We start from the raw sequence: 15795 nt of genomic DNA on the forward strand, positions 1-15795 counted from the left end.
TACTCGCTTTACAGTAAAAAATAAGCATGCATATGATCAGTTGGCTGGACCGTCCCATGTTGCCGCCAACAGTTAGGTAAGCCCGTAATGGCAGAGGCCATGATCGAGTTCCAGAGCGTCACGAAGACGTACCAGGGTGGCCAGGCCGCCGTCGACGATCTGAGCATGTCCATCGACAAGGGCGCGATCACGGTTTTCGTCGGCCCGTCCGGTTGCGGTAAGACCACCTCCCTGCGGATGATCAACCGGATGGTGGAACCGACGTCGGGCACCCTGACCGTGGACGGCCGGGACGTCACCAGCGTCCCCGCACCCCAGCTGCGCCGCTCCATGGGCTACGTCATGCAGTCCTCCGGCCTCATGCCGCACCGCACAGTCCTGGACAACATCGCCACCGTCCCGCGGCTCAACGGCGTCTCCAAGGCCGAATCCCGCAAGCGCGCCGAGGAGCTGCTCGACGTCGTCGGGCTCGCCTCCACCCTCGGGAAGCGCTACCCCTCCCAGCTCTCCGGCGGCCAGCAGCAGCGCGTCGGCGTGGCCCGGGCGCTCGCCGCGGACCCGCCCGTGCTGCTCATGGACGAGCCGTTCAGCGCCGTGGACCCCCTGGTCCGCGACGAGCTGCAAAAGGAACTCCTGCGCCTGCAGCGGGACCTCGCCAAGACCATCGTGTTCGTCACCCACGACATCGACGAGGCCACCGTCCTGGGGGACAAGGTTGCCGTCTTCGCTACCGGTGGAAAGCTCGCCCAGTACGCCGCGCCGGAGGAAATCCTGCGCGCTCCCGCGAATGAGTTCGTGGCGGCCTTCGTGGGCCGGGACCGCGGCTTCCGGCACCTGGCCTTCAGCCCGTCCGACGGCGTCCGCATCCACGCAGCGCAGACCGTCCGGCTCCACGAGCTCGGCACCGGCAACGGGGCCGGAGACTGGCAGCTGGTGGTCGATGACGAGGGCCGTCCCCTGGGCTGGAGCGGTCCCGGGGCAGGAGCGGCCACCGTCCCCGGCGGCTCCCTCTTCCGCAAGGGCGAGACCCTCCGCCGCGCCCTGGATGCGGCGCTGTCCTCGCCCTCGGGCCTGGGAGTCGCCGTCGACGACGACGGCCGCGTCGCCGGGATTCTCAAGGCCGACGAGGTGCTCGCCATCATCGACGCGGACCGGCGGGCCAGGCAGGGACGACTCTGATGGAATGGTTCCTGGCCAACAGCGGAACCGTCTTCACCCTCGCGGGCCAGCACCTGGTCCTCGCGGTGATTCCGATGGTCCTGGGCCTGCTGATCGCGATCCCGCTCGCCCAGCTGGCGCGACGCAGCAGCACCCTCCGAGCCGTGGTCCTCACGGCCTCGTCCCTGCTCTACACCATTCCCTCCCTCGCGCTGTTCATCATCCTGCCCACCGTGATCGGCACCCGGATCCTGGACCCCCTCAACGTGGTCGTCGCGCTGACCATCTATGCGGTGGCGCTCCTGGTCCGTGCCGCCCTCGACGCCTTCGATTCGGTGGACGATGACCTGCAGCAGGCCGCCGTCGCCATGGGCTTCAGGCCGCTGGCCCGCTTCCTGCAGATCGACCTGCCGCTGTCCCTGCCCGTGATGTTCGCCGGCCTCCGGGTGGTCTCGGTCAGTAACATCTCGCTGGTCAGCGTCGCGGCGCTGCTGGGCATCGGAAACCTCGGCATGCTGTTCACCTCCGGACTGCAGCGCGACTTCGTCACCGAGGTGATGGTGGGCATCATCGCCATCCTGATCCTCGCCCTCGTGATGGACGCAATCCTCGTGGTCCTCGAACGCCTCCTGACCCCGTGGGCCCGCGCCGCGGGCGCCACCCCGGCCGGCTCGGAGCGGGCCACCCGCGGCAGCGCGGCCACCGTGGAGGCCGGCGCATGAGCAACGTCTTCTCCGATACTTTCGCCTGGCTGGCCGACCCGGACCACTGGTCCGGCAGCACCGGGATACCCGTACGCCTGGCCGAGCACCTGCAGTACACCGGCCTGGTCATGCTGATCGCCGTGGCCATCGCCGTGCCGGTGGGCCTGTACGTCGGACACACCGGCCGCGGCCGGGTGGCCGTCGTCGCCCTCGCCGGCGCGCTGCGGGCCCTGCCCACCCTGGGCCTGCTGACGCTCTTTGTTTTGCTCGCCGGAATCGGGCTGATGCCCCCGGTCTGGGCCCTCGTGATCCTGACCGTCCCGCCCCTGCTGGCCGGCACCTATGCCGGCATCTCCAGCGTGGACCGGAACGTGGTGGACGCCGCCCGCGCGATGGGCATGACCGAACTCCAGGTGCTGTTCCGGGCCGAGTTCCCCAATGCCCTGCCCGTCATGTTTGGCGGGTTCCGCACCGGCGTGCTGCAGGTCATCGCCACCGTCTCGGTGGTCGCGTACATCAACCTCGGCGGCCTGGGGCGCTACCTCTTCGACGGGCTGGTGCTCTCCGACTTCCCCCAGATGCTCGGCGGTTCGCTGCTGATCGCCGTGCTGGCGATCGCCGTCGACCTCGTCCTCGCCCTGTTCCAGCGGCTCTTCCTCGTCCGGGGCGCCGCCCGCACACCAAACCGGGGCCAGCAGGCCACGGTTGATCTCACAGACCCCGCGACCGCGGAGCCTGTTCTTCAAGGAGGTACATCATGAAGGAAAACCGCCAACGAGCCCTCGGCAGGCGCGCATTCGGCGCCCTGGCCACCGGTGTCGGCCTGGCCCTGGCGCTGTCCGCCTGCGGTGGCTCGTCCAACCCGCTGTCCTCCGCGCCCGCCAGCGGCGGTTCCACCGGCGGCGCCGGCGGGTCCCTGGTGATCGGCTCGGCCGACTTCACCGAGAGCCAGATCATCGCCGAGCTGTACGCCGGTGCCCTGAATGCGGCCGGCGTCACCGCCACCACCAAGCCGAACATCGGCTCCCGCGAGGTGTATTTCAAAGCCGTCCAGGACGGCTCGGTGGACGTGGTTCCGGACTACACCGGCAACCTCCTGCTGTACGTAAACAAGGAAGCCACCGAGGTTTCCGCGGACGACATCGCCAAGGCACTGCCCGGCAAGCTGCCCGACGGCCTGGCAGTGCTGGATGCGTCCAAGGCCGAGGACAAGGACGCCATGGTGGTCACGAAGGCCACCGCGGAGAAGTACAAGCTGAAGTCCATCGAGGATCTGGCCAAGGTTTGCAACGAGATCGTCGTCGGCGCCCCCGCGACGTTCGCCGAGCGCGCCTACGGCCTCCCGGGCCTGAAGAAGAACTACAACTGCGAGCCCAAGAAGCTGGAACCGTTCAGCGACGGCGGCGGCCCCCTGACGGTCAAGGCCCTGCTCTCCGACCAGGTCCAGGTAGCCGATATCTACACCACCACCCCCGCAATCGCGGATAACGACCTGGTGGTGCTGGAGGACCCGAAGAACAACTTCATCGCCCAGCAGGTCCTGCCGCTGTACAACAAGGCGAAGATGACGGACAAGGCCAAGGAAGCGCTGAACGCCGTCTCCAAGCAGCTCACCACTGACGACCTGATCAACCTCAACCGGGCGGTCAGCGGCAGCCAGAAGCAGAACCCGAAGGACGCCGCCGCGGCGTGGCTGAAGGACAAGGGCATCGTCAAGTAGACGGCGCCACCTCCTGACGACGGCGGCCGCCGGGACCCGGATCACCGGGTCCCGGCGGCCGTTGCCGTTGGTCCGTGTGGGCGTGACGGTCTGTGAGGCAAGTCTCAGGGGAAGTCCATCACCCTTATGGCATATTTGATGGATGGCAGAAATCCAGCAGTCCACCAAGCTTCATAATGTCCTCTACGACATCCGTGGACCGATTCTTCAGGCCGCCCAGCAGATGGAGGCAGAGGGTCACCGCATCCTCAAATTGAACATCGGAAACCCGGCCCCGTTTGGTTTCGAAGCGCCGGACGCGATCCTGGTGGACATGATCCGCCACCTGCCGCACGCCCAGGGCTACAGCGATTCCCGCGGCATCTTCTCCGCCCGCACCGCCGTCTCGCAGTACTACCAGACCCGCGGCATCCAGAACATCCACGTCGACGACATCTACCTCGGCAACGGCGTCAGCGAACTGATTACCATGTCCCTGATGGCCCTGCTCGACGCCGGCGACGAGGTGCTGATCCCGACGCCGGACTACCCGCTGTGGACCGCCTCCGTCGCCCTCGCCGGCGGCAAGCCCGTCCACTATCTCTGCGACGAGGAGTCCGGCTGGCAGCCGGACCTGGAGGACCTGGAAGCCAAGATCAGCCCGCGCACCAAGGGCATCGTGGTGATCAACCCCAACAACCCCACGGGTGCCGTCTACCCCGAGGAGACGCTGAAGAAGATCGTGGCCCTGGCCGAGAAGCACGGCCTGGTGCTCTTCGCCGACGAGATCTACGAGAAGATCCTCTACGAAGACGCCGTCCACGTGAACATGGCGAGCCTCACCGGCGACGACGTGCTCTGCCTGACCTTCAGCGGACTGTCCAAGGCCTACCGGGTCTGCGGGTTCCGGGCCGGCTGGATGGCCATCTCCGGGCCGAAGAAGAACGCCGCGGACTACCTCGAGGGCATCAACCTGCTGGCGAACATGCGGCTCTGCGCCAACGTCCCGGCCCAGCACGCCATCCAGACCGCACTCGGCGGGTACCAGAGCATCAACGATCTCATCCTGCCCGGCGGCCGGTTGCTGGAACAGCGCAACAAGGCCTACGACATGCTTAACGCCATTCCCGGCGTGAGCACCCAGCAGGCCCGCGGTGCCATGTACCTGTTCCCCAGACTGGACCCCGAGGTCTATCACATCCGGGATGACGAGAAGTTTGTGCTGGACCTGCTCCGGCAGCAGAAGATCCTGGTCTCCCATGGCCGGGCCTTCAACTGGGTGCGGCCGGACCACTTCCGCATGGTCACGCTGCCCAACGTCAAGGACCTGGAGGAAGCCATCAACCGCATGGCGGACTTCCTCAGCCGCTACAAGGGCAACTAGGATTCGGGTCAGCAGCGCCGCCGGACACCCGTCGCGGCGGCCGGCTGCCCGGACCGGAATGAGGCTGTAATGGCAGACGCCGTGAACTTTGAGGAACATCCCGCCGAGTTGCTGAGGGCGGGCAAGAAGTTCAGCCTGGGCGATGTGGACCCCGGCGCCACCCCCGGGTACAGCGGCGACAAGGCCGCGGGCGAGACCCTGCTCGGCGAACTGGACGGCAAGCTGACCCGGCTCCAGGAACAGCTCTTCGCGGAGTCGCGCGCCGGTGGCAAGAAACGGGTGCTGCTGGTCCTGCAGGCGATGGACACCGCCGGCAAGGGCGGGATCGTCAACCATGTCATGGGCCAGATGAACCCGCAGGGCGTGCAGCTCAAATCCTTCAAGGCACCCACGGCCGAGGAGCAGTCCTACGATTTTTTGTGGCGGATCGAGAAGGAGGTGCCGGCGGCCGGAATGGTCGGCGTCTTCGACCGTTCCCACTACGAGGACGTCCTGATCCACCGGGTGCACCGCTGGGCCGACGCCGATGAACTGGACCGCCGCTACCGGGCCATCAACGAATTTGAGGCCAGGCAGGCCGCGGCAGGCACCAAGATCGTCAAGGTGATGCTGCACATCAGCCGGGACGAGCAGCAGGAGCGTTTGCTCGCCCGCCTGGACGATCCGGCCAAGCACTGGAAGTACAGCGGCAACGACCTCAAGGAGCGGGCGTTCTGGGACGACTATATGGACGCCTACCAGGCTGCCTTCGAGCGGACCAGCACCGAGCACGCGCCCTGGCACGTGGTGCCGGCGAACAAGAAGTGGTACGCCCGGATCGCCGTGCAGCAGCTGCTGCTGGACGCACTGGAGTCCCTGGCCCTGCAGTGGCCCGCCCCGGAGATCGACCTGGACATGGAGCGGGAGCTGGTCCGGCGCTCCTAGCCCTCGTCGGCCGCGTGCTCCTTTGCGGCGGCCAGGCGCTTCCGGGCACCCTCCAGCCACTGCTCGCAGCGCTTCGCCAGTGCCTCGCCGCGTTCCCACAGGGCGAGTGAGTCTTCGAGGCTGACCCCGCCGGCCTCCAGTTTGCCGACGACCGCGACGAGCTGTTCGCGGGCTTCCTCGTAGCTGAGGGCGTCGAGGTCCGTGTGGGTGGTGGGCGTTGCCGCGTTGTCCGCTGCCATGGTGGTTCTCCTGGTGGTCTGTTGGGTTAGTCGTCGGTGGGTTCGGCGCCGCCGGTGGACCGGGCGGTGAATTTTCCGCCGGCCACCCGGATGGCCAGGGCGGTGCCGTCCGGGGCCTCGTCGGGGGAGCGGATGACCTCGTGCCGGGTCCCGGGTTCGACGATTCCGTCGTCCAACTGGACCACGGCATAGCCGCGGTCCAGGGTTTTCTGCGGGGACAGGGCCCGGATTTGCGCCTTGAGGTGCACCAGCTGGTCCGCGGCGCGGACCACCGCCGTAGTGATCGCGGCGTGCGAGCGGTTCTTGAGCCGCTCGACGTCGTCGTGGCGGGTGGTGATCATCCCCTCGGGGGCGGAGAGGACGGGCCGGGACCGGAGCGACGCCAGCCGGTCCGTTTCCCGGTCGACCAGCCGGCCGACGCCGCGGCGCAGGTGGTCGCGGGCCTGCCGGACCCGGGCGAGTTCCTCGGCCACGTCGGGCACGATCCGCTTGGCCGCGTCGGTGGGGGTGGAGGCGCGCAGGTCGGCGACGTCGTCGAGGATGGGTCGGTCCGCCTCGTGGCCGATCGCGCTGACCACCGGGGTGGACGCCGCGGAGACGGCGCGGATGAGCTCCTCGCTGCTGAACGGCAGGAGATCCTCGAGGAGCCGCCGCCGCGGGCGATGACGATGACGTCCACCCCCGGATGGGCGTCGAGCTCGCGGAGAGCGCCGAGGACCTGCGCGACGGCGGTGTTGCCCTGGACGGCGACCTCACGGATTTCAAACTCGACGGCGGGCCAGCGCAACGCCGCGTTGCGGAGCACATCTTTCTTGGCGTCCGAGTCCCGGCCGGTGATCAGCCCGATCCGGTGGGGCAGGAGCGGCAGTCGTTTCTTGCGGGATTCGGCAAAGAGCCCCTCGGCGGCCAGCGCCTGGCGGAGCCGTTCGATGCGGGCCAGCAGGTCACCGAGCCCCACCGGGCGGATGTCCTTGACCGACATGTTCAGCCGGCCTGTCTTCAGCCAGAACTCGGCCTTGATCAGGGCCACGACGCGTGAGCCGCGTTCGAGCGGGGTCGCCTGCCGGTCCAGGACGCTGCTCCACACGGACGCCGGCAGGGAGATCTCCGCGTCGATGTCCCGCAGGGTCAGGTAGGCGTTGGAGCCGCGGCGGTTCAGTTCGATGACCTGCCCCTCCACCCACGCCGACGGTGCCCGATCGATGTAGCCTTTCAGCTTCTGGGAGAGCAGCTGCAGCGGCCACGGGTTATCCGGGCTGGTTCCGGCCGCGGTGACTGGCAGGGTGGAGGCCTCGGCGGTTTCCTCAGACATGCCGGCGGCTGTCGACGCGGGGTGCCAGGTGCATGGTTGCGGGGTCCTTCTGTGGTGGTCGCGGAACGATTCCGGCGGCGGGGCCGGCTTCAACTCTATCCATAGCAATACCAGCGGCATCCGACGTTATAACGGCAGGCCTCTTGGGGGCCGGGAGCGCGGTGGTTTAACTCGTCCGCCCGGGCTCACCCGTAGGATGGCTTCACTCCCAACCCATCAGGAGACTTTCGTGCGCACTTTTGTCTCGGCCATCGCCGTGCTGATCGGCCTCGCCCTGTCCGCGGTCGCCGTCCCCGCCCTCTGGGTGGACCGCAACATCGTCCAGGAAGACGGTTTTGTTGCCCTGACCGCTCCGCTGGGCAAGGATCCCGCCTTCCAGCAGGGCCTGGCGACGGCGGCGGTGAACGGCATCGGCACCGGCCAGCAGCAGCTCCCGGACGCACTGGCCAACCTGATCAAACCGATCCTGACCGACGCGGCGAAGTCCCTCACCACCGCTCCGGGCTACGCGGACGCCTGGGCGGAGACTCTCCGCCGCAGTCACCGGCTGAGCTTTGCGGACCCGTCGACCCTGCCCCCGGAAACCGACGGCGCTACCTCCCTGACCCTCGACGTCGCACCCTTGGTGGGTCTGGTGGTGAAACGGATCACCGAGGCTTCCCCGCTGCCCCTGTCGCTGAAGGCCCCCGACACGGTCCGGATCAACATCGGGCAATCAAGTCAGCGCCAGATGATCGAACGCGTGTCCGCCTATGCGCCGATGGGAACGCCCGTGGCCGTGGGGGCCGGCATCGCTTTCCTCCTGGCCTTTGTCGCTGCCCGCCGCAAGTGGACCGTTCTGGCCGGTATGGGCCTGGGCGCGCTCGTGCTGGCCGCGGTGTGGAAGTTCGGCTCGGACCTGGCCGGGAAGGCTGTCCTGGCGACCTCGGGCGGCAACGACGTCGCGGGCATCTTCAAGCGCGAATTCGTGGACGCCGCCACCGCAAACTTCGGACAGTGGATCATCGCCGCCTTGGTGGCCGGCGGTGCGCTGCTGGTGGCCGGCATCGTACTCCGCGTCGTCGCCCCGCACAGGCGGCCCACGGCCCGGCCCTAGCGAACACCGGTAGCATGGGGGACATGACGTCCACCGCTGTTTCCATTCCGATGCCCTCCGTTCCGCGCCGGCGGCGTTCGCCGGAGGAAATCCTGGCCGCGGCCCCCGTTTCCGGGCCCAAGCGCGTGCTGCTGGCGGCCCCGCGCGGTTACTGCGCCGGCGTTGACCGCGCCGTGATCGCCGTGGAAAAGGCGCTCGAGCACTACGGGCCGCCGGTCTACGTGCGGAAGCAGATCGTCCACAACGTCCACGTGGTCAGCTCGCTGGAGGAGAAGGGTGCCATCTTCGTCGACGAAACCGACGAGGTCCCCGAGGGCGCCTTGGTGATCTTCTCCGCGCACGGGGTGGCTCCCTCCGTGGTGCAGTCCGCCGAGGACCGTGGCCTGCGCACCATTGATGCGACCTGCCCGCTGGTGACCAAGGTCCACCGCGAGGCCGTCCGCTTCGCCAAGGACGATTTCGACATCCTGCTGATCGGCCACGACGGCCACGAGGAGGTCGAGGGCACCGCCGGTGAGGCCCCCGAACACATCCAGATCATCAACGGCCCGCACGAGGTGGACAAGGTCACCGTCCGGGACCCGGAGAAGGTCATCTGGCTCTCGCAGACCACGCTCAGCGTTGACGAGACCATGGAGACGGTCCGGCTGCTGAAGGAACGCTTCCCGACCCTGCAGGATCCGCCCAGCGACGACATCTGCTACGCCACCACCAACCGGCAGGTGGCGATCAAGAAGATCTCGCCGCAGGCAGAGCTGGTGATCGTGGTGGGTTCGGCCAACTCCTCCAACTCCGTCCGGCTGGTGGAGGTGGCACTGGAGTACGGGGCGAAGGCTTCCTACCGGGTGGACTTCGCCAACGAGGTCGACGAGTCCTGGTTCGAGGGCGTTGCCACCGTCGGCGTCACCTCCGGCGCCTCCGTGCCCGAGGTCCTGGTCCAGGAGGTGCTCCGGCTGCTGGCCGACTACGGCTACGGCACCGTGGAGGAAGTCGTCACCGCGGAGGAGGATCTGCTGTTCTCGTTGCCGAAGGAACTGCGGGCCACCCTCAAGCAGGCCGGCGATGTTTCCCGCGCCCTGGGCGGCCGCGGGGCACGCCCCGCCGGCTCCTAGGGCTCCCGGCCTTCCAGGAAAGCCTCAGGCGGCGGACTCTCCCTCTTCAGCCGGTCCGGTTGCGGCAAGGGAGGGGGCCTCGTACTGGAGTTCCGGGGCGGCCACTGACCGCGGCGTCACCTCGACGGTGACCGGCGCGGTGAGACCGGCGGCATCCATGGCGTTGAGCTTGCGCGCGGTTGGCAGCACCCGGGCCTCAAGGGTTCCCACCATCGAGTTGTAGCGGTCCACGGACGTCTTCAGCGAGGAGCCTAGCTTGGAGACGTTCTCACCCAGGGTGCCCATCCGCTCGTAGAGCTGCTGGGCCAATTCAAACAATTCCCGGGCGCTGTCTGTCAGCACGTCCTGCCGCCACGTGAATGCCACGGACTTGAGGACGGCCAGCAGCGTGCCGGGGAGGCCAGCACCACATTCCGGGACAGGGCGTAGTCCAGCAAGGCAGGGTCCGCCGTCAGAGCCGCGGCCAGAATGGATTCGGCCGGCAGGAAGCAGATCACCAGTTCCGGGGCGTTTCCGGGGATGTCCCAGTACTTCTTGCCGCTCAGCGCATCGACATGCGCCTTGAGCGCCTTGGCATGTGCCGCCAGCAAAGGGCCCTGCCCTGTGGTCCCCACGGCGGCGTGGCCGGCCCGGCCGGACGCACCGAGTTCCTGCGCCTCAAGGTACGCGGTGAGCGGGACCTTGGCGTCCACCACGAGCTGCTTCGCGCCGGGCAACTGGACCACCAGGTCCGGTCGGACGGCGGAGTCCGACCCCGTGCTGTGCACCTGCTCGTGGAAGTCAACGTGCCGCAGCATGCCGGCTGCCTCGACGACGCGGCGCAGCTGCACCTCGCCCCACTGACCGCGCGCGCTGTTCGACCGGAGCGCGGATTCCAGGGCGTGGGTGGAGCGCAGCAGCTGCTCATCCGAGAGCCTGGCTTCCTGCAGCTGCTGGGCGAGCTGGCCGTACTGCTCCAGGCGGTCCCGCTCCAGCAGGGAAACCTGCTGCTGCACGGCGGAAAGCTTCTCCGCGACGGGCGCCAGGGCGCGCAGCACACTGCCGTCCTGCGACCGTGCGTCACCCAGCTCGCGGTTCTGGGCTGCGAGGAGACGGCGTTCGGCGTCGGCCGCGGCGAGCTGAGCCGTGGTCTCGGAAAGCCGGGCGGAAAGGCCGTCGAAGTCCTGCTCGAGGCCAACCGCGCGGCGACGGAGAACGACGAAGGTGAAGCCGCCGCCGGCGACGGCCCCGATGAGCAGCATCAGGAGGGCAAGAATGAGTGCGAAAGCGTCCATGGCTTCACTCTGGCACGCACCCCTGACAGTTTTAGCCAGCGACGCCGGGGAGCCGTTTACCGGTAGAATCAATCCTCGTGGCTCTTACTATTGGCATCGTCGGACTGCCCAACGTCGGCAAATCAACTCTTTTCAACGCACTGACCCGCAACCAGGTGCTCGCGGCGAACTACCCGTTCGCCACCATCGAGCCCAATGTCGGCGTCGTGAACCTGCCGGACCCGCGGCTGGAGAAGCTGGCCGGGATTTTCGGCTCCCAGCGCATCCTGCCGGCCGCAGTGTCCTTCGTTGACATTGCCGGCATCGTCAAGGGCGCGTCCGAGGGTGAAGGCCTGGGCAACCAGTTCCTCGCCAACATCCGTGAGGCCGAGGCGATCGCCCAGGTGGTGCGCGTATTCGACGACCCCGATGTCATCCACGTCGACGGCAAGGTCGATCCCCGCTCGGACATGGAAACGATCAACACCGAGCTGATCCTCGCGGACCTGCAGACCATCGAGAAGGCCATCCCGCGGATCGAAAAAGAAGTCAAGATCAAGAAGCGTGAGGCTGCCGAGCTGGCCGCCGTCAAGGCCGCCCAGGCCGTCTTGGAGCGCGGCGACACCATCTTCTCCTCGATCAAGAGCGACAAGCTGGAAATGGAACACCTGAAGGAGCTGGGCCTGCTGACGGCCAAGCCCTTTATCTACGTGTTCAACGCCGACGAAGGCATCCTCGGCAGCCCCGAGAAGCAGGATGAGCTGCGCGCCCTCGTGGCTCCCGCCGACTGCATCTTCCTGGACGCCAAGCTCGAGTCCGACCTCGTCGAACTCGACGAGGCCGAGGCCCGCGAGATGCTGGAAATGAACGGCCAGGAAGAGTCCGGCCTGGACCAGCTGGCCCGCGTCGGCTTCCACACCCTGGGGCTCCAGACCTACCTCACCGCAGGTCCCAAAGAGACCCGCGCGTGGACCATCCACCAGGGGGACACCGCTCCGCAGGCCGCCGGCGTCATCCACTCGGACTTCCAGCGTGGCTTCATCAAGGCCGAAGTGGTCTCCTTCGACGACCTGATCGACGCCGGTTCCATGGCCGAGGCCAAGTCCCGCGGCAAGGTCCGGATCGAAGGTAAGGAATACGTCATGGCCGACGGCGACGTGGTGGAGTTCCGCTTCAACGTCTAGGTTTCGACCAATAGCTCGAGGAAGGCCCGGGATGCTGATTGCATCCCGGGCCTTCCTGGCTTTGCTGCATCGGCCGATGGGAACGCCACGCCCCTCCGTGACTGTTTACGACTCGGTAGGAGGCTCGATGCGCGTTAGCCTGAACGTCATGGACCGTAGAGACGTGGAGGACGCCGCAACGCTGATGACCCTGCTGCGTCGTGGGAAGCACCCCTCATCTTTACGTGGGTTGCTGTCAGGATGGGACATGCTGCAGGCCGACGTGCCTTCAAGGGAACAGATCGAGACGGCAATATCGATCCTGGTCGGCTCCGGCCTTGCTGAGCTCGACTCATCCTGGGGGATGCGACTCACGGAGCAAGGCGGACAGCTCCGGCGGTCCGTGAAAGGTACCGGGGGATGCGGCTGGTGCCGAGGGCAATCAGCGATCTGCTGGCAGGATGTGAGTTGAACCGCGCGCCGCTGAGTCTACCTGAGTCGGTCTTTGCCCCGGCGCGTGACGATTATCTGGACACTGCTCGACGCAGGGCTGAGCGCCAATCGCGACATCACTGGTGGTGGCCTGACCCATTTCGGCGCCCCCGTCAGTGACGCCGCCGGGCGAGGGCCGTGAGATGGCGCTGCTGCTGGAGCCGGCTGCGTCCCATGGTGGACGGTTCGAATATGTCGTGGGCGGGTCGTTGCGGCCGGCCTTCCAGCCCGCTGCGACGTCGTTGGAGAACCAGCCATGGGAATCCGGTACTACGCCTACGCATTTGACAGTGATCAGGCGGCGAAAGCACTTGCTGATCCACGCACAGTGATCGGCCTTGTGGGTGGCTCGTCCGCCCTCTCGCTGGAGTCCGAGGTCGCCTATGCCAACGCTTTCCTTGATCGAGCGAAAGTCTTCGTCAGCGCCTCTGCCTCAGACGGACGCGGATTTGCCTACATCATCGGTTGACAGAGTCTCGGCAACATTGGGTGGACGTCGAGGGTGAGTAGAAAGGCGTGAGCGGGCGAGCATCAACGCGTTACTCCGGGACGGAACGTAGCAGATTTCCGACTCGAACGTAGGCCTCGATTTCCAGGACTCCTGAGATGGCCAAGAATGCAGTGATGGCCGGCAGCCGTGGGCTGCCGGCCATCACCGGGTCGCTTAGGGATTGCGGTCAGAGACCCGCGACGCCGTTCGGCGTGCCGACGCCGGTGGGTCCGTCCCAGCCAGTGCCGGCGAGGCACCACTGCGTTACAGGGCAGCTGCCCGCGGAACCTGAGGTGACATCGTTGAAGTTGCCGGTGTGTGAATACGGGAGCGAGTTGGCCAGCGTGGACGAGTTGCCGGTGTTCCCCGAAAGCGCATACATGGCGGCGATCAGGGGCGAGGAGAGGCTGGTGCCGCCATACTGCGCCCAGGACGACGCGGTGCTGCTGGTGGGCGCATAGACGGACAATCCGGTCTGCGGATCTGCGACTGCGGAGACGTCTGCGGAGGCCCGCTTACTGCACCCCGTGCCGAATGAGGCCGCTGCCGCGAGTGCCGCATTGACGGTGGAGCATCCGGATCCCGAGCCGGACCATGCAGACTCGCTCCACCCGCGGGCACTCGTGTCCTTGACCAGGGACGTGCCACCCACCGCCGTGACATAACTCGATGACGACGGGTAGGACGATCCGGTGTAGCCGTTGTCCCCGGTGGATGCCGTAACGGCAATACCGGGGTGGTTGTAGTAGGCGCCGTAGCTGGAGTCGGCGGAGTCGCCGCCGCCGTAGCTGTTGGAAATCGCTACGACTCCCGGCTGCTTGGCTGCGGTGGCTACCGCCGTGCCGAGATTGGCCATGCTGGGAGTCGACGCCTGGACGACGAGGATCTTGCAGCCCGGGCACGCGGCGGAGACGGCGTCGACGTCCAACGCCGTTTCGTCGGCCCAGCCAGAGTCAAAGCGCGGAAGCTTGCTGCCGCCGTTTTGGTCCATGATGGTGAGGCACCCATTGCTGACCGTGCATGCCGGCAGACCAAACTGGGCACGGTACACGCCGAGGTCGCGCTCAAGATTCGGATAACCGTAGGCGTCCACGATTGCCACGGTGCGCCCGCCCGGGTTGAGGCCCGCGATGTTGTAGGCGCCCTGAATATCGGTCGGAGTCTTGCCGGTGGCCGGCGGTGTGGTGGCCGCCGGCTGGACGTTTCCACCCTTGCCCGCGTTTGCCGTCGCCGAGTCGTCGACAATTTTCAGCGCAAAGCACGATGCAAAACCGCTGAGGACGTCGGCGCAGACCCTCTGCGCATGCCAGTTGGCGTTCGGAGCCGGCTGGGCGACGGCCGCCGGGGCGGCCGCTGAGAGCGCACCCACCAAGAGGAGCAAAGTCCCTGAGACACTAAGAATTTTCTTCACGAAATCTCCCTGAGGATCACCAAGATCCGTGTTGACAAAACCTGTCATCACGTCGTGACAGAGTTTCGCACCCATTGCGGCAATTGTCACTCACGTCTCTCCTGTCGCTTTGGTGTCACGGAGACGGCAAGGGAGAGGTCGCACTTTAGTGGACGGGATCGGGGCGAACGCGTTGCAGTGAGGGGCGGGCCTGCGGGCACAACAAATCTCATGGGCGGATCGGCTGAATTCCTGACGAGGGCGGAGGGAACGATGCCGCCAGGGTCGCATAGGATGACTTCACATCCGGGCAAGGTTGGGGGAACCATGATGTCGAGGGCGAAAATTCTTCACAGTCTCGCGGCGGCAGCACTCGTGACGATCCTCCTGGCCGCCTCCGTTCCGGCCGAACCCGGCGCGGATTCCGGTACCCCAAGCTCCGCGACCAGTACCGCCGCCCCGAAAGACTCCGCGGTCACCGCCAAAGGGACACGGCTCTTTTCACAGGCCGACGTCGAGACGTTGGCAGGCATAGTGGCCGGGCCGGGAGGAGCGACGGGGGAGGTTCTTACCGGCGAACGGCTGTGGGATACCAACCAGTCCCTGCATTTCGGTGCCGGTTCGGCACAGGTCATCCCGGCCGAGTGCGCAGACGTTATCGGTTGGGCCACGCTGATGGCGGAGGGGATACCGTCCGCCGGAACGTTCAGCGGAACCCATGCCGAGCCCGTGTTCATCGCCGTCAGCGCGGACCGGGATGCTGCGTTGGCGTTGGCCTTCCGCTCCATAACCAAGCTGCCGGACTGTTCCCCGGCCACCATGACCCTGGAGGATCAGTCGTTCACCGCCACGTACCAGCGGGCCTCGGCGTTCACCGATGCTGACCAAAGCTTTGCCGTGATAGCCACCATCATCATCGAAGGCCGGCCGCCAGCCCATTTCCTCCGTGTGGCAGCGAAGAACGGGACCTTGTTTGTCCAGGCGACGATGTCGCTGACCGACCCCGACAACTACCGCGCCGAGGCGGACCGTCTCACGGGATACGTCAATCAGGTAGTGCACGGAGAGCAGCAACTCCTGGACGGTGCCCGTCCAAGACCCGGACAGGGGCCCGATCCCGGGCCGGGGCAGGACCCGCCGAGCGTCATCAAGAGCGCCTGACCAGCATTCTGCCCGACATTCCGAACCGTTACCCTCCCCGCCGCCGCGCGAGAGGCGGTGGGAAATCCCACGCGATACTAAGTTTGCTGTCGGTATTGTGGGGGATAATCCCGGTAGGAGCCACACCGTGGCTGCGTAGTCCGCGATGACAAGCGCGCCGTCGTCGTCGAACGTCTCCGGCTCTGGCAGCGGGGCATACGGCGAAGACGCACGACGAA

The 15795-nt window shown here is 66.9% G+C and carries 13 protein-coding genes and 2 pseudogenes; 11 read left to right on the plus strand and 4 right to left on the minus strand.

Annotation, left to right across the window (positions count from 1 at the left end; translation table 11 throughout):
- Positions 1-87: 87 nt before the first annotated feature.
- The 6 genes from ACRQ5B_RS10655 to ACRQ5B_RS10680 all read left to right on the plus strand — a co-directional run bounded on the left by ACRQ5B_RS10655 (position 88) and on the right by ACRQ5B_RS10680 (position 5869).
- Positions 88-1179 carry an ABC transporter ATP-binding protein gene (locus ACRQ5B_RS10655; protein ID WP_432393749.1) on the plus strand — a complete coding sequence of 364 codons (1092 nt, stop codon included), beginning with the start codon at positions 88-90 and terminating at the stop codon, positions 1177-1179.
- Positions 1179-1880 carry an ABC transporter permease gene (locus ACRQ5B_RS10660; RefSeq protein ID WP_412883668.1) on the plus strand — a complete coding sequence of 234 codons (702 nt, stop codon included), beginning with the start codon at positions 1179-1181 and terminating at the stop codon, positions 1878-1880. The genes ACRQ5B_RS10655 and ACRQ5B_RS10660 overlap by 1 nt, the downstream gene beginning before the upstream one ends.
- Positions 1877-2623, plus strand: coding sequence for an ABC transporter permease (locus ACRQ5B_RS10665; RefSeq protein ID WP_290255817.1), 747 nt, complete (start codon positions 1877-1879; stop codon positions 2621-2623). Before ACRQ5B_RS10660 ends, ACRQ5B_RS10665 begins: the two co-directional genes overlap by 4 nt.
- Positions 2620-3582, plus strand: a complete 963-nt coding sequence (locus ACRQ5B_RS10670) for an ABC transporter substrate-binding protein (RefSeq protein WP_290255816.1) — start codon at positions 2620-2622, stop codon at positions 3580-3582. Before ACRQ5B_RS10665 ends, ACRQ5B_RS10670 begins: the two co-directional genes overlap by 4 nt.
- Before the next feature lie 142 nt (positions 3583-3724).
- Positions 3725-4945, plus strand: coding sequence for a pyridoxal phosphate-dependent aminotransferase (locus ACRQ5B_RS10675; RefSeq protein ID WP_432393753.1), 1221 nt, complete (start codon positions 3725-3727; stop codon positions 4943-4945).
- 69 nt (positions 4946-5014) lie between these two features.
- Positions 5015-5869, plus strand: a complete 855-nt coding sequence (locus ACRQ5B_RS10680) for a polyphosphate kinase 2 family protein (protein ID WP_432393755.1) — start codon at positions 5015-5017, stop codon at positions 5867-5869.
- On the opposite strand, the gene ACRQ5B_RS10685 is transcribed toward ACRQ5B_RS10680, so the two are convergent.
- Positions 5866-6108: an exodeoxyribonuclease VII small subunit gene (locus ACRQ5B_RS10685; protein WP_432393757.1), complete on the minus strand. Its 243-nt coding sequence runs from the start codon at positions 6106-6108 to the stop codon at positions 5866-5868. The genes ACRQ5B_RS10680 and ACRQ5B_RS10685 overlap by 4 nt on opposite strands.
- 26 nt (positions 6109-6134) lie before the next feature.
- Positions 6135-7420 (minus strand): annotated as a pseudogene (gene xseA / locus ACRQ5B_RS10690) (exodeoxyribonuclease VII large subunit).
- Positions 7421-7649: 229 nt separating this feature from the next.
- On the opposite strand from xseA, the gene ACRQ5B_RS10695 reads away from it, so the two are divergent.
- Both ACRQ5B_RS10695 and ACRQ5B_RS10700 read left to right on the plus strand, forming a co-directional pair.
- Entirely contained in the window at positions 7650-8516 is an 867-nt protein-coding gene (locus tag ACRQ5B_RS10695; RefSeq protein ID WP_432393759.1) for a hypothetical protein, read from the plus strand.
- A 23-nt stretch (positions 8517-8539) separates the two neighbouring features.
- Positions 8540-9628, plus strand: a complete 1089-nt coding sequence (locus tag ACRQ5B_RS10700; RefSeq protein ID WP_432393761.1) for a 4-hydroxy-3-methylbut-2-enyl diphosphate reductase — start codon at positions 8540-8542, stop codon at positions 9626-9628.
- Between the two features lie 24 nt (positions 9629-9652).
- Here ACRQ5B_RS10700 and ACRQ5B_RS10705 read toward each other — a convergent pair.
- A pseudogene (locus ACRQ5B_RS10705) lies at positions 9653-10902 on the minus strand (DNA recombination protein RmuC).
- A 77-nt stretch (positions 10903-10979) separates the two neighbouring features.
- On the opposite strand from ACRQ5B_RS10705, the gene ychF reads away from it, so the two are divergent.
- Positions 10980-12065, plus strand: coding sequence for a redox-regulated ATPase YchF (ychF, locus tag ACRQ5B_RS10710; RefSeq protein ID WP_432393763.1), 1086 nt, complete (start codon positions 10980-10982; stop codon positions 12063-12065).
- A gap of 727 nt (positions 12066-12792) precedes the next feature.
- Entirely contained in the window at positions 12793-13005 is a 213-nt protein-coding gene (locus tag ACRQ5B_RS10715) for a hypothetical protein (RefSeq protein ID WP_432393765.1), read from the plus strand.
- Between the two features lie 208 nt (positions 13006-13213).
- Here the strand turns inward: ACRQ5B_RS10715 and ACRQ5B_RS10720 are convergent, their stop codons facing one another.
- Positions 13214-14437, minus strand: a complete 1224-nt coding sequence (locus tag ACRQ5B_RS10720) for a S53 family peptidase (RefSeq protein ID WP_432393767.1) — start codon at positions 14435-14437, stop codon at positions 13214-13216.
- A gap of 273 nt (positions 14438-14710) precedes the next feature.
- Here ACRQ5B_RS10720 and ACRQ5B_RS10725 point away from each other — a divergent pair, with 273 nt between their 5' ends.
- Positions 14711-15577 carry a hypothetical protein gene (locus ACRQ5B_RS10725; protein WP_432393769.1) on the plus strand — a complete coding sequence of 289 codons (867 nt, stop codon included), beginning with the start codon at positions 14711-14713 and terminating at the stop codon, positions 15575-15577.
- Positions 15578-15795 lie beyond the last annotated feature (218 nt).

The sequence above is a fragment of the Pseudarthrobacter sp. L19 genome (assembly GCF_050859435.1).
Classification (GTDB): Bacteria; Actinomycetota; Actinomycetes; order Actinomycetales; family Micrococcaceae; genus Arthrobacter.